Genomic DNA, 13595 nt, shown 5'->3' with positions numbered 1-13595 from the left:
GGGCGTCTTCAGCCGTCACCTCCGGACCAAAGCTCAGCCTTCGAAAGCTCAGCCTTGCGCGTTCAATGCCGGCCGTGACCCGCCCGTAGCCCAATCGAGAAGCTCAATCGTGTGTACGACCGGAACTGACGTGCCACTGGCAATCTGCACCATGCAGCCGATATTGCCTGCGGCAATCATGTCCGGCTTGACGCTCGCGATGTTGGCGACCTTGCGATCGCGCAACCGGCCCGCAAGCTCGGGCTGGAGAATGTTGTAGGTCCCCGCCGAACCGCAACACAAATGGCTCTCCGGCACATCTTTCACCACGAATCCATTCTTGGAAAGCAATTCTTTCGGAAGGTCCGTGATTTTCTGTCCGTGCTGCAACGAACACGCCGAGTGATAGGCGACGACGATGTTGTCCTGTCGCGCGATGGCCGCGAGTCCAAGGCCGGCGACGTATTCGGTGATGTCCTTGGCGAGCGCGGAGACCTTCGCCGCGTCGGCGGCAAACGCAGCGTCCTCGCGCAGCAGATAGCCGTAGTCCTTGATCACGGTGCCGCAGCCGGACGCCGTCACCAGGATGGCGTCGAGCCCATCGCCGGCCGCTTCCGTGCGCCACGCCGCGACGTTGGCGCGAGCCCGCGCCAATGCGTCCTGGTCGTTGCCGAGGTGATGGGTCAGCGCGCCGCAGCACTGCTCGTCCCTGACAAGGACGACCTCGATGCCGTGGCGCGTAAGGAGACTGATGGCGGCCTGGTTGATGCGCGGCGCCAGCACCTGCTGGGCGCAGCCCTGGAGAAGGGCGACCCGGCCGCGCTTCTTGCCGAGTGCTGCGAACACACTGCCGGCGGCGGGCCCCGGCGGCGGCAGCCGGTTCGGCGCCAGTGCCAGCATCGCCTTGAGGCGCTGGATCAGGCCGGGCGTCGCCGACGGCCGGGGCGTCGGCAGCAACACGGCCAGCGGGCGGGCCAGCCGCGCCAGCCACATGCTGGCGCGGAAACGCTGAGGGTCCGGCAGGACGAAGGCGAGCATCCGTCGCAGCAGCCGCTCGGCCAGCGGCCGCTTGTAACGCTGCTCGATCCTGACCCGGGCCTGATCGACCAGGTGCATGTAGTTCACCCCGGACGGACAGGTGGTCATGCAGGCAAGGCAGGACAGGCAGCGGTCGACATGCTTGACCACCTCAGCCGTCGGCGCCTGGTCCTTCTCCAGCATCTCCTTGATCAGATAGATGCGGCCGCGCGGGCTATCGAGCTCGTCGCCAAGCAGCACATAGGTCGGACAGGTTGCGGTGCAGAAGCCGCAATGGACGCAGGCGCGCAGGATCTTGTCGGCTTCCGCGATGTCGGGGTCGGCGAGCTGCGCCAGTGAGAATTCGGTCTTCATGCCGCAGCGCCCCGCGTCAGCCGGCCCCGGTTGAGGATGGTCTTCGGATCGAAACTGGCGCGGACCCGCTCGCTCAACGCGGCAATGCCAGCCGCCTGCGGATGGAACACGTCGACATCGCGCCTGATGTCCTCGGCCGCCCGGATCAGCGTGGCATGCCCTCCGACGGCATTCGCACGCTGACGCACGGAAGGCGCATGCGCGTCCGACTTCGGCGGCAACGCCGCCCAGATCAGTCCGCCGCCCCAATCGTAGATCACGTCGCCGCCGGTCTCGCGCGCCAGCAGCGTCCCGAGCGCTGCGCCTGACGCCGGCGGACAGACGATTCGCCAGACCGACCAGGCCCCCAACGCGCCGTCGGCCGCGAACGGCAGCACGTCGCGGATCGTGGCCCACAGCGTCGCGGACGCGATGTCCTCGACCAGCGTCGCGGTTCCGAACGGGGCCAGCAATTCGCGCAGCGAGCCGGCACGGTGGGCGGCGGAGGCGGTAATGCCTTCGAGCCGCAGCACGGTCAGCGCCTCGCCCTGGCCCGGGATATCGCCAAGCCCGTCGGTCCTGGTTCGGAACGCCGATTTCGGCAGGTGCGCGGCACCGGAGACGTCGAAGGGCGAGCCGAGCGCCGCGGTCATGGCCTTGTTGGCGGCCGCATCATCGAGCCCGCGCAGCAGCAGCGTTCGCTCGGCCTCCGGCTTCGGCATCACCTTCAGCGTGACCTCGGTCATGACCGACAGCGTGCCCCAGGAACCGGCGAGAAGCTTGCAGAGGTCGTAGCCGGTGACATTCTTCACCACCTTGCCACCGGTCTTGAAGCTGTCGCCGAAACCGGACACGGCATGCGCCCCGAGCAGATGGTCACGCGCCCCACCCGCCTTGATCCGGCGCGGGCCGGCCAGCCCGGCCGCGATCATGCCGCCGATGGTGCCTGATACCGGCATGCCGAGCAGCGGCGCGGTATTCATCGGCTCGAAGGCGAATTGCTGGTTCTTGGCATCGATCATCGACAGCACGTCGGCCAGCGGCGCACCGGCCTGGAGCGTGATGATTAGCTCGTTCGGCTCGTAGGACGTGACGGCATTCAGCGCGGAGACGTCGAGCACGGCGTTGGTCGCCATCGCGTGGCCAATGGCGCGCTTGCTGCCATGACCGATGATCTCGAGCGGCTGCTCGCTCGCGATCGCCGCGCGCACCACCTCTTCGACGTCTTTGGCGTCTCTGACCTTGAGCGTGTCCACGACTGAGCCGGTATCGAAGTTTGCAGCGGAAATCAAATTTGGCGCGTTGCAGCGAGGCGACGCTAGAACCGCGGAATGTCCGGAAACGCCACCTTCCCCGCATGCACATGCATGCGGCCGAGCTCGGCGCAGCGGTGCAAGGTCGGAAACACCTTTCCGGGGTTGAGCAGCCCTTGCGCGTCGAAGGCGCATTTCAGGCGCTGCTGCTGGTTGAGGTCGATCTCGGAAAACATCTCCGGCATCAGGTCGCGCTTCTCGATGCCGACGCCGTGCTCGCCGGTGAGCACGCCGCCGAACTCGACGCAGGCGCGCAGGATGTCGGCGCCGAAGGCTTCGGCGCGCTCGATCTCGCCGGGCTTGTTGGCGTCATAGAGGATCAGCGGATGCAGGTTGCCGTCGCCGGCATGGAACACGTTGGCGCAGCCGAGCTGGTATTTTTCCGATAGCTCGCGGATGCGCGCCAGCGCCTTCGGCAGCGCGCCGCGCGGGATGGTGCCGTCCATGCAGAGATAGTCCGGGGAGATGCGGCCGACGGCGGGAAACGCGGCTTTCCGGCCCGCCCAGAACAGATTGCGCTCGGCCTCCGAGGTCGAGATCTGGCAGGTGGTCGAGCCGCAAGCGTTCGCAATCGTCTCGACCCGCGTGATCAGCTCGTCGACCTCGATCTTGGGACCGTCGAGCTCGATGATGAGGAGCGCCTCGACATCAAGCGGATAGCCGGCATGGACGAAGGCCTCCGCGGCGTGGATCGCAGGCTTGTCCATCATCTCCATGCCACCGGGAATGATGCCGGCGCCGATGATGCGCGCCACGCATTCGCCGGCCGCCTCGACTTGCGCGAAGCCGACCATCAGCGCGCGCGCCGTCTCCGGCTTTTGCAGAATGCGCACCGTGATCTCGGTGATGACGCCGAGCAGCCCTTCGGAGCCGGTGATGACGCCCATCAGGTCGTAGCCGGGGGTCTCCGCCGACTTGCCGCCGATGCGCAAAATCTCGCCGCTCATCAGCACGATCTCGCAGCCGAGCACGTTGTTGGTTGTCATGCCGTATTTCAGGCAGTGCACGCCGCCGGAGTTCTCCGCGACATTGCCGCCGATCGAGCAGGCGATCTGCGACGACGGATCGGGCGCGTAGTAGAAGCCGGCATGGGCGACCGCCTGGCTGATCGCCAGATTGGTGACGCCGGGCTCGGTGACGACGGCCCGGTTGTCGAAATCGATCTCGCGGATGCGCTTGAACTTGCCGAGGCCCAGGAGCACGCCGTCTTCCAGCGGCAGCGCGCCTCCGGACAGCGAGGTGCCGGAGCCGCGCGGCACCACCTTGATGCCCTGCTCTGCACAATATTTCAGGACGAGCGAAACCTGCTCGGTCGTGTCGGGCAGCACCACGACCATCGGCGGCTGCCGATAGGCCGTCAACCCGTCGGATTCATAGGCCCGCATCTCCGCGGCGCTGTCGATCACGCCTTCGCCGGGTACGATTGCGCGCAATGCAGTCACGATCTCGGCGCGGCGCGCGAGCACGGCCTGGTCGCTCGCAGGCATCATGATGGCCATAACATTTCCTTCATGGCATATCCTTCCGGCTGGCGCCGCACGATCGATTTGTCGCGGCAAATCAACCACGTCCGCGGTGGTTTGGGTAGGCCATCCGAAAGTCGGATCGACGATCTTGCGCGAGTTCGCTCTGGGACAAGTAGGAAATCGTGAAACCTGTCATGGTTTGGCGGCTTGTCCAAGCCGAGCGGGCCTGCCAAAACCGGCAGGTCCGACGATTGCCGATCAGGCAAGTACTGACCATCCCCAGGGAAGAGACGAAGAGCACCCGATGACAAAACTGATTTTTGGCGCACTGACCATCCTCACCGCGATTGCCACCGCACCCGCCGCGATGGCGCAGGATGTCGCGGCCGGCAAGTCGTCGTTCAACAAATGCCTGGCCTGCCACGCGATCGGCGAAGGCGCCAAGAACAAGGTCGGCCCCGAGCTCAACGGCCTCGACGGCCGCAAGTCCGGCACCGCGCCGGACTACAATTACTCCGACGCGAACAAGAATTCCGGCATCACCTGGAACGAGGCGCTGTTCAAGGAATACATCAAGGATCCCAAGGCCAAGATCCCCGGCACCAAGATGGCGTTCGCCGGCATCAAGAACGAGACCGAGATCAACAATCTCTGGACCTATGTGTCGCAGTTCGACAAGGACGGGAAGATCAAGCAGTAAGCGCGTGAACGGCGGCGTCCTCGCCGCCAAATCCAGGTTATTTTCCTGAAAGAAGCCCCGCCGGCTATGAGCATTGCCATTGTACCACTATGTGGTACAATGCCTCAATCGGCGGGGCTTGTTGATGATCTCGAGTTTCCGTGACGAATGGCTGCACGCCTTCTTCGTTGACGACGTCAGATCAAGACGGATTCCCGCCGATATCGAGGACAGACTTTTTCGCAGACTTCAGATGCTCGACGACGCGACGTCGGATCAGGACCTTCGGGTGCCCCCTAGCAATCATTTCGAGAAGCTGCGCGGCAATCTGGCAGGACTGCATTCGATCCGCATCAACAGGCAATGCGGCTGGTCTTTCGATGGTCCAGCAGCCGGGGCGAGGCCGAAGAAGTCTATTTGGACGATCACAGCTACAGATAGGCAGACCGCATGCTGATGACCAAGCGCAAGCCTGCAACGGTCGGGCAAATTCTAACCGAAGAGTTCATGGATCCCTTTGGCCTGACCCAGGGAGCGCTCGCTGAGGCCATGGGTGTGCAGCGCAAGCACGTCAACGAGCTTTGTAACGATCGCCGGAACGTGACCGCGGCAACGGCGCTCATTCTCGCGCGCGTCTTTGGCAATAGTCCCGATTTCTGGCTGAACATTCAACGCCGCACAGATCTTTGGGAAGCAATGAATTCGCCGAGTGAGCGCAAGCGGATCGAGCGTGCCAGGCCTCTCGCGGAGAAGGCTGCTTAGCCGCTTACCGCCTTTACGGAAGCTATTTTCCCGATCAACATCTCGATCTCCGTCTTCACGAGATCCGGCACCGCGTTCTGCACCATGTGGCCGAGATCAGGCAGCACGATCAGCTTTGCATTTTGTACGGTCGCGGCGAACGGGCGCGCGTGAATGTTGGTCTTCACCGTCTTGTCCGGCTCGCCGGCGATGATCGTGACCGGCGCCGATATCTCGCCGTAGCGCGCAACCTGCGCGGCGACCGCTTCCTTCAGCGTCACCAGATCATAGGCGTTGGCGATGAACTCGCGCGGGCGCAGCAGCAGCGGCGTCGCGGAGTCCTGCACGAAACCATCCGGCATCATTTGCGGCAGGAAGACGTTGCGCGCGCCGGGCTCGCTCAGGAAATAGCCGAGCGGCAGGGTTATGGTGTAGGCGAGCAGCGGGCCGATCACGGGCGTTGCGATGATCTCGTTGTAGCGGCCGACGCCGCCGCGCCAAGGATGGGTGACGGGCGCGAGCATCACAAGGCCCGCGACGCGGCCGGGATGATCGAGTGCCAACCGCGCGCCGAGCGCGCCGCTCCAGGAATGCACGACGAAGACCGCGCGATCGATCCCGAGCTTGTCGAGCGCCTCATCGATCATCCGCGCCTGGACCTCCGGCGTCGAATCCTGCCGCCGCGCCCGCGTGCTCCAGCCATGGCCGGGACGGTCGATCAGGATGACGCGGTGGTTGTTGGCGAGGAGGTCGCCGAGCGGCCGCCGCATCGCTTCCAGGTTGGAGCTCGCGCCGTGCAGCATCACGATCGGCAGGCCCGGATCGCGAGGGCCGATATCGACGACGTGAAGCACAGCCCCATCGACCTCGATCATCCGGCCCAGCGGTGGAAAGGCGCGTTGCACGGCGAGGACGCCGGCCTGCGTGACCAGCGCCAGCAGCACCAGCGCCGTCACGACTGACATCACGATCATGGATGGAATCCGGGCGATGCAGGGCACAGGGCAGTTACGTGGCTTGCGGGCGGCAGTTTCGCCCGGGGAGACCCCGCGCTCCACTGAAATGCCGGGGCTGTGGATATGTGCATAATTCCTGCAGGAAAAAAGGCAACGAAATCAACGTTATTCCCCCGCAGCAGCAAGCTTCGAAACAGCTTCATGCAGTCGTCATCACGGCTTCCATATAATCGCCACGGTCGGTTCCGCCATTTAGACGCGGGTGGGCGCCGATCCTGCTCGCAACCCCTGGGGATGCGAGAAGGCCGGTAGGATTTGTCCTGATTTGAACCGGAGAATTTCAATGAGCTTCAGATCCAAAGACACTGCGATCGACGAGATCGTGGCAAGCTGCAACGGCGACCTGCGCGGTGCCGTGCGCGCGCTGCTGCTGATCAACGAGCACCTCGAGACGGAGCTTGCAAAGGCCTACGCCGCAGCGATCGATCGCGGCCTCGCCGAGCGCGGCGGCAGCGCTTTGCACTAGGTCGCTGTCGACCTAGTTTGTCCTGTCCTCGTCCTTTTCCTCGTCAGGCGTGAGTGCGGGACAGGCGCGGATCGTCGAACGGGCAAGCTTGGCGTCGGCTTTCGATTTGTACGGGCCGTCACCGAACCAGACGTCGCCGATGATGACGGGATTGCTGGTCACAATGTTGCATTTTCCGGTGGCGCGGTTGCCGACCACCCAGAACAGTCCGTCGGCGAGGCTCACCGTGCCCGACGCGAGCAGCAATATCCCTGCAAAGATCAAACGCTTCATGGCTGTGCTCCCGCCATGAAGGTAGGCCTGCGGCCGTGCCACCCATACCCCTTGTAACGCGCCGCGTGTCATCGTGGTTAACACGCCTGCGCCGCATTCGATCGAGCAATGATCGACTTGTCCGCTAAATATCGCGGCCTTCGACCTTCTCGGTCAGCGCCTTGACTTGGTCGGGGATCTTCTCGAGGTGCGGATTGACGGCGAGCGCCTTGCGGTAGGCCTCGAGCGCGCGCTTTTCGTCGCCGATCTCCTGCATGATCATGCCAAGGCCTGCGAGCGCGCCGAAATGGCGGGGCTCGCGGATCAGCACCTCGCGGATGTCGGCAAGCGAGCGGCCATAGTCGTTCTGCATGTAGTAGAGCGTCGCGCGCCGGTTCCAGGCCTCGATGTAGTCGGGCCTGAGCTTGACGACCGAATCCAGCAACTTGATCGCAACCTCGATCTTCTTTGCGTCGACCGCGGTCTTGGCCCGCGCCATCAACAGCGCCGCGGTGTCGCTCGGCGTCTGGATCCAGATCGCCCAGATCCGCGCCTCGACATGCTTGGCGCTGACCTCGTCGGGCGCAGCTTTCAGCGCGCCGAACAGGAAATCGAGATTCTTGGTGCGGTCGACCTTGGGCAGCTTGGCCGGCGCTTCCGGAAGTTTCTTCTGCTTGCCGGGCGGGGCCGGCGGATCAATCTGCTGCGCCAGCGCAGGAGCGAGGCCGGCGGCTCCCAGCACGAGGGCCAGACACAGGGTGCGCGCGAAGAGGAATCTCACTGCCATGGTCGAAGTGTAAACGCGTAAAGCCGCCCTTGCAAAGCAGGGCGGCGTCAAACTCGTGTGAGACCGTGGTCTTGCGGGGCGCGCGCTCGGGCGTCCGGCAGGGCGAAATCAGCCGCCCAGATCAGCCGCCCAAATCAGCCCTGGCGAGCCTTGAAGCGGCGCTGCACCTTGTTGATCACATAGACCCGGCCCTTGCGGCGGACCAGGCGGTTGGCGCGATGGCGACCGCGCAGCGATTTCAGCGAGTTACGGACCTTCATGGCAGAATCCTGAACGTTCGAAAGGCCGTGTTCGGCACTACCGTTTCGGCACGCGCGAATGAGGCAAAATGAGATTTTTCCCGCTGGCAGATCGACCGCCCGGGACGCGGCGGTTCTTAAGGCATGGGAGGACCGGATGTCAATGTTAACTGCCCCGTTCCTACCCAGCAAATTCTTGAAAACAACCCCATGCAAAGTAGAAGGAGCCGGATCGGCCCCAATCTGCATCCCCCACAACGCCTTGCCAAATTCGTTATATCATATAATCAAATCGGCAACCGTCGGGAGGAAACCAATGCCGAAGCTGAAGCTGCCCAATATCGACGACGTCGTCGCCATCGACATCCACACCCATGCCGAGGAGCCCTGCGGCACCCATCCCGACGACGGCTATGACGATTTCCAGGCGCAGATGGCCGACTATTTCAAGTCGCCGCACAAGCATCCGCCGACCGTGCCGGAAACCGCCGCCTACTATCGCTCCAAGAACATCGCCGCGGTGATCTTCCCGGTCGATGCCGAGCGCGAGACCGGCTTCCGCCGCTACAAGAATGAGGAGATGCTGGAGATCGCCTCCGACCATCTCGACGTCCTCATCCCCTTCGTCTCGATCGACCCGCACAAGGGCAAGCTCGGCGTGCGCGAGGCACGCAAGCTGATCGACGAATACGGGGTGCGCGGCTTCAAATTCCACCCGACCATGCAGGGCTTCTACGCCAACGACCGCATGGCCTATCCGCTCTATGAAGAAATCAACAATGGCGGCGCGATCGCGCTATTCCACACCGGCCAGACCGGAGTCGGCTCCGGCATGCCCGGCGGCATGGGGATGCGGCTGAAATTTTCCAACCCGATGTACATGGACGACGTCGCGGCTGACTTCCCCGACCTCAAGATCATCCTCGCCCACCCCTCCTTCCCCTGGCAGGAAGAGGCGCTGTCGGTCGCGACCCACAAGCCCAACGTCTATATCGACCTGTCCGGCTGGTCGCCGAAATATTTCCCGCCGATCCTGGTCCGTTACATCAACTCGATCCTGCAGGACAAGATGCTGTTCGGCTCGGACTGGCCGGTGATCACGCCGGACCGCTGGCTGTCGGATTTTGCCAAGATCGATATCCGCGACGAGATCCGGCCGAAGGTGCTCAAGGCCAACGCAAGGAAGATTCTGGGAATCTAGGCGCGTAAGTCATCAGCGCATCGAGGGCTTCGACGCTGTTATCGAAGCCCTCACGCTCAGGCGCTCAAGGCCTCAGACTTGCGCCAGGCCTCCATCGACGAAAGTGCCTCCGCTAGTAGACTACAGTCTCGCCCCTTTGGGACACAGGTTGGCCGATGCCCTCGTGCCGCTCTGCTCGTGGGGAGCCGGTGAATCTGATGGCCACGGTGTGCGATCAGTTCACGCTTGCGAGGAAGCCAGCCAAAATTGTCCGGCTTTGGCTCAGCGTCTCGATACGTTCGTCGATCAGGCCGACCTGCTGAGTGAGTATCTTTCGCAGTTCGTTGCACGGCGTGAAAGCCGGATCGTTGTTCTTCACGCAGGGGAGCAACCGCTGAATCGTTTCGAGCGTCATCCCGGCGCCGCCGAGCATCTTGATCCGCCGTACGGTTTCCTCTTCGGCCGGGCCATAGTCGCGATAGCCGGAGTTCGTCCGCTGCGGCGCAAGCAGTCCTTCACCTTCGTAGTAGCGCAGCATTCGGACGCTGACTCCCGTCCGCCGGGAAAGCTCACCAATCTTCACCTGAAAACCTCTTGACCCTGACAGCACTGTCAGAGCTTACAGCCTCTGCTCGTCCAAGTGAATGCCGCTTGCGAAGGGAGCAACGATGAAAGCCTACCATCTGAATGGCCATGCTGGTGCCGCTAGCCTTGTGCGGGCCGACGTCAGTCAACCGGAACCCGCCAACGGCGAGGTCCGCATCCGGGTCGAAGCCGCAAGCCTCAACTACCGCGACCTCCTGATCCTCGACCGCGCAGCCCAAGGCGAGCTCAACGGCCGCGTACCGCTCTGTGACGGTGCAGGCGTCGTTGATGCCATCGGCGCCGACGTCGTGCAATGGAAGGTGGGCGACCGCGTCGCCGCATCGTACTTTCGCGATTGGATCTCGGGGCCGTTCAAGGCCAGCTACATTCTGTCAGCTCTCGGCGGCAACACCTTGGATGGAATGCTGGCTGAGTATGTCGTGCTGCCGGCAACCGCACTGGTGTCCGTGCCGGCGCATTTGTCCTCGGTCGAGGCCGCGACCCTGCCCTGTGCCGGCGTCACGGCTTTCCATGGCCTCATCGCACGCGGCGGGATGGGCAAAGGCGATACGTTGCTGGTCCAGGGAACGGGTGGCGTCGCGCTGTTCGGCCTTCAGTTCGCAGTGGCGCTGGGCGCGCGCGCGATTGTGATATCCTCCTCTGACGAAAAACTCGCCCGCGCCAAGGCGCTGGGCGGCTCGATTCTCATCAACTACCGCGACACCCCTGACTGGGATGCCGCCCTGATGAAGGCGACGAATGGCTCAGGAGCCAGTCATGTCCTCGAACTCGGCGGTCCCGGCACCTATGACCGATCGCTGCGATCGGTCGCTTCGGGTGGCAAGATCGTTCAGATTGGCGTTTTGACGGGGTTCGGCCCCAAGCCCGACCTCGCGCGTCTTCAGTGGGAGAATGCCGACATCATCGGCGTCACCGTCGGATCGGTCGAACACTTTGCCGCGATGAATCGCTTCCTGACCGAACATGCGATCCACCCTATCGTCGATCGGATCTATGGCTTCGACGAGGCCCCCGAAGCATATGCGCACCTCCGAACCGGCTCACACTTCGGCAAGATCGTCATAAAATTTTAGAAGCCAACGGCCCAATTCGCGTTTCCGTCTTGGATCGATATAGCTGCGCCTAGTATAGTCCATGCGCCTGCAGCGATCCGGAGGACCGGTCAATTGAGCCTGAAAGCCGTTGTCTTCGATGCCTACGGAACGCTCTACGACATCCAGTCGGTCGCCGAGATCACCGAGGATGCGTTTCCGGGCTACGGCGAGATCATCACGCAGGTCTGGCGGATCAAGCAGCTCGAATACACCTGGTTGCGCTCGCTGATGCGACGCTATCAGGACTTTGCAGCCGTCACGCGCGATTCGCTTGCCTATACGCTGCGCGTGCTCGGGCTCGCTTACGAGAACGAGGCATTCGAGCGCGTCATCGAGAAGTACCTGCATCTCGATCTCTATCCGGATGCGACGGCAGCGCTCACGGCGCTGAAGCCGCGAAAACTCGCCATCCTCTCCAACGGCAGCCCGGACATGCTGAATGCGCTCGTGCGCAACTCCGGGCTCGACGCCCTGCTCGACGCCACCATCAGCGTCGATGCGAAGACTATCTTCAAGCCGAGCCCGGAGGCTTACATGCTCATCGGCGAGGTGCTCGGCACCGCGCCCGACGAGGTGCTGTTCGTCTCGTCCAATCCTTGGGACGTCGCGGGCGCAAAATCGTTCGGGCTGAACGTCGCCTGGATCGAACGGGTGACGCCCGAAGCGATGGCGCTGGCTTGCGTCGAGAACGAACTCGTGGCACCGCTGACGATGTTCAAGGCGATCCGCACCCAGATGGACGAGCTCGGGTTTGCGCCGGATCATCGTGTCCGCGCGCTCTCCGAGCTGCCCGGGATCATCCAAGGATGACCCGGGGATCGTCGCCCGCCCGTAGGTCTGGAATGAGCTGACTGGAATGAGCCTGGAATCCGTTCGCGATTTCTTCGCTGAAAAAGCCCCCGACATCACCGTCATCGAATCCCCGATCAGCTCCGCGACGGTGCCGCTGGCCGCCGAAGCCTATGGCGTCGAACCCGGAATGATCGCCAAGACGCTGTCGCTGCGGATCGGCGAGCGCGTGATCCTGATCGTCGCGGCCGGCACCTCGCGCATGGACAACAAGAAGGTGAAGGCTGCGTTCGGCGGCAAGCCGAAGATGCTGGGCCTGGAAGAGGTCGCCGACATCACCGGCCACGAGGTCGGCGGCGTCTGCCCGTTCGGACTGAAGTCGCCGCTGCCGGTCTATTGCGACGTGTCGCTGAAGGCGTTCGACGTGGTCGTGCCCGCCGCCGGCTCGACCCATAGCGCGGTGCGCATCACGCCGGACCGGATGGCCGAGCTGACCGGGGCTGAATGGGTCGATGTCTGCGAGATCAGGCCGTAAGGCAGCTGCGGGATGCCTGATGCATTCGCCGGTCAGGGAGGCTAGTGTATGGACCATGCCCGACGATAAGGTAAAACGACGGCTGACCACCGTGCTGTGCGCTGATGTGCACGGCTATTCTCGCCTCATGGAAGCAGACGAGGCGGGAACGCTGGAGACACTCCGCCGCTACCGCACGGCCATTGCGGGATTGGTGGAGCGCCATGACGGGCGGATCGTAAACACCTGGGGTGATGCTGTCATCGCCGAATTCGCCAGCGTCGTCGAAGGCGTGCAATGTGCGGTCGAGATTCAGCAGGAAATTTCCAACCGGGATTCGGACCCACCTCCCCCGATGCGTTTTCGCATCGGCATCAATCTCGGCGATGTGATGGTGGATGGTTCCGACCTTTATGGAGACGGGGTCAATATCGCGGCGCGTCTGCAAGAACTTGCCGAACCCGGTGGCATCGTGATCTCCAGCTCCGCCTATGATCAGGTGCACAACAAATTATCTGTTGGCTTCGACTGTCTCGGCCAGCGTCCAATGAAAAACATTGCTCCCGTGACCAGCTATCGTGTGACCATGAGCGGCCAAACCGCTCAAGCACGGAGCTTGCCGCCTGGCGAACGCCTGGCTTCTCAGGGCGCAGTTGCGGGCTCGGAAACTGACGCAGTACACCGCGACAGATACGAGTTATCCACGTGGATGCGCTTCGTTTCAGATGGGCTGGCGAAGCTGCCCCGCCCGCTTGCAGCGGCCCTCACGGTGTCGGCCTTTCTGATTCTGATCAATATTTTCACCGGCATGCACAAGATCTGGTTCCATTGGCCGGTCGCAGCTTTGCTCTTCGGCGCCATCATGCGGACGGCGCTCCGGCATCGACCTGAGTCGGACAGCAAGGGGGAGCGCTGAACGAGGCGGCACGACCGCATCTTCGCGCCTGCTGCTGCGCACGCTCCCGGATCATGCTCTCTAGGGTCTGTTGGGATTCATCGGGAGTTTATCACGGCTGCGGCCAGATGGATCATGGCTGCGAAGCTTTGATCGGTCTTATCTGCGCGCAACGGGATACGTTTGAATTCCTTGAGCTTGCAGAAGA

General features: G+C 63.2%; 16 protein-coding genes and 1 pseudogene. 9 read left to right on the top strand and 8 right to left on the bottom strand.

Annotated features, from left to right (window positions below):
- Positions 1-48 precede the first annotated feature (48 nt).
- The 3 genes from glcF to QCM77_RS38620 all read right to left on the bottom strand — a co-directional run bounded on the left by glcF (position 49) and on the right by QCM77_RS38620 (position 4162).
- The gene (gene glcF, locus QCM77_RS38630) at positions 49-1371 is read right to left on the bottom strand and encodes a glycolate oxidase subunit GlcF (protein WP_279667329.1); all 1323 of its coding nucleotides are present in this window, start codon (positions 1369-1371) and stop codon (positions 49-51) included.
- On the bottom strand, positions 1368-2606 hold the full coding sequence (locus tag QCM77_RS38625) for an FAD-binding protein (protein WP_280096363.1): 1239 nt from the start codon (positions 2604-2606) through the stop codon (positions 1368-1370). Before QCM77_RS38625 ends, glcF begins: the two co-directional genes overlap by 4 nt.
- A 62-nt stretch (positions 2607-2668) precedes the next feature.
- Complete coding sequence (locus QCM77_RS38620) at positions 2669-4162, bottom strand: FAD-linked oxidase C-terminal domain-containing protein (protein ID WP_280096362.1); 1494 nt, start codon at positions 4160-4162, stop codon at positions 2669-2671.
- Positions 4163-4433: 271 nt separating this feature from the next.
- Between QCM77_RS38620 and cycA the strand changes: the two genes are divergently transcribed.
- The 3 genes and pseudogenes from cycA to QCM77_RS38605 all read left to right on the top strand — a co-directional run bounded on the left by cycA (position 4434) and on the right by QCM77_RS38605 (position 5570).
- Positions 4434-4829 (top strand): cytochrome c-550 CycA, encoded by a 396-nt coding sequence (gene cycA, locus QCM77_RS38615; RefSeq protein WP_280096361.1) that lies wholly within the window; start codon positions 4434-4436, stop codon positions 4827-4829.
- 124 nt (positions 4830-4953) lie between these two features.
- Positions 4954-5249, top strand: a pseudogene (locus QCM77_RS38610) (type II toxin-antitoxin system RelE/ParE family toxin).
- 9 nt (positions 5250-5258) lie between these two features.
- On the top strand, positions 5259-5570 hold the full coding sequence (locus QCM77_RS38605; protein ID WP_279667336.1) for a HigA family addiction module antitoxin: 312 nt from the start codon (positions 5259-5261) through the stop codon (positions 5568-5570).
- Here QCM77_RS38605 and QCM77_RS38600 read toward each other — a convergent pair.
- Positions 5567-6523 carry an alpha/beta fold hydrolase gene (locus QCM77_RS38600; protein ID WP_279667337.1) on the bottom strand — a complete coding sequence of 319 codons (957 nt, stop codon included), beginning with the start codon at positions 6521-6523 and terminating at the stop codon, positions 5567-5569. The two genes, QCM77_RS38605 and QCM77_RS38600, sit on opposite strands and share 4 nt — an antisense overlap.
- A 325-nt stretch (positions 6524-6848) precedes the next feature.
- On the opposite strand from QCM77_RS38600, the gene QCM77_RS38595 reads away from it, so the two are divergent.
- Positions 6849-7031 carry a hypothetical protein gene (locus QCM77_RS38595; protein WP_279667338.1) on the top strand — a complete coding sequence of 61 codons (183 nt, stop codon included), beginning with the start codon at positions 6849-6851 and terminating at the stop codon, positions 7029-7031.
- A gap of 12 nt (positions 7032-7043) precedes the next feature.
- On the opposite strand, the gene QCM77_RS38590 is transcribed toward QCM77_RS38595, so the two are convergent.
- The 3 genes from QCM77_RS38590 to ykgO all read right to left on the bottom strand — a co-directional run bounded on the left by QCM77_RS38590 (position 7044) and on the right by ykgO (position 8330).
- On the bottom strand, positions 7044-7304 hold the full coding sequence (locus QCM77_RS38590; protein WP_279667339.1) for a hypothetical protein: 261 nt from the start codon (positions 7302-7304) through the stop codon (positions 7044-7046).
- Positions 7305-7428: 124 nt separating this feature from the next.
- Positions 7429-8070, bottom strand: coding sequence for a tetratricopeptide repeat protein (locus QCM77_RS38585; protein ID WP_279667340.1), 642 nt, complete (start codon positions 8068-8070; stop codon positions 7429-7431).
- 134 nt (positions 8071-8204) lie between these two features.
- Positions 8205-8330, bottom strand: coding sequence for a type B 50S ribosomal protein L36 (gene ykgO, locus QCM77_RS38580; RefSeq protein WP_006611362.1), 126 nt, complete (start codon positions 8328-8330; stop codon positions 8205-8207).
- 295 nt (positions 8331-8625) lie between these two features.
- Here ykgO and QCM77_RS38575 point away from each other — a divergent pair, with 295 nt between their 5' ends.
- On the top strand, positions 8626-9510 hold the full coding sequence (locus QCM77_RS38575; RefSeq protein ID WP_280096360.1) for an amidohydrolase family protein: 885 nt from the start codon (positions 8626-8628) through the stop codon (positions 9508-9510).
- 214 nt (positions 9511-9724) lie between these two features.
- On the opposite strand, the gene QCM77_RS38570 is transcribed toward QCM77_RS38575, so the two are convergent.
- Positions 9725-10072, bottom strand: coding sequence for a MerR family transcriptional regulator (locus tag QCM77_RS38570; protein ID WP_280096359.1), 348 nt, complete (start codon positions 10070-10072; stop codon positions 9725-9727).
- A gap of 85 nt (positions 10073-10157) precedes the next feature.
- Between QCM77_RS38570 and QCM77_RS38565 the strand changes: the two genes are divergently transcribed.
- From QCM77_RS38565 to QCM77_RS38550, 4 genes are all read left to right on the top strand, one after another.
- The gene (locus tag QCM77_RS38565) at positions 10158-11168 is read left to right on the top strand and encodes a zinc-dependent alcohol dehydrogenase family protein (protein ID WP_280096358.1); all 1011 of its coding nucleotides are present in this window, start codon (positions 10158-10160) and stop codon (positions 11166-11168) included.
- Positions 11169-11261: 93 nt separating this feature from the next.
- Positions 11262-11999, top strand: a complete 738-nt coding sequence (locus tag QCM77_RS38560; protein ID WP_280096357.1) for a haloacid dehalogenase type II — start codon at positions 11262-11264, stop codon at positions 11997-11999.
- A 46-nt stretch (positions 12000-12045) separates the two neighbouring features.
- Positions 12046-12513 carry a YbaK/EbsC family protein gene (locus QCM77_RS38555; RefSeq protein ID WP_280096356.1) on the top strand — a complete coding sequence of 156 codons (468 nt, stop codon included), beginning with the start codon at positions 12046-12048 and terminating at the stop codon, positions 12511-12513.
- 55 nt (positions 12514-12568) lie between these two features.
- Entirely contained in the window at positions 12569-13408 is an 840-nt protein-coding gene (locus QCM77_RS38550; RefSeq protein ID WP_280096355.1) for an adenylate/guanylate cyclase domain-containing protein, read from the top strand.
- Positions 13409-13595: the final 187 nt, after the last annotated feature.

The organism is Bradyrhizobium nivariense (genome assembly GCF_029846695.2).
Classification (GTDB): domain Bacteria; phylum Pseudomonadota; class Alphaproteobacteria; order Rhizobiales; family Xanthobacteraceae; genus Bradyrhizobium.
The sequence above is the reverse complement of the archived record's forward strand: the minus strand, read 5'-3'. Positions and strand labels throughout refer to the sequence as shown.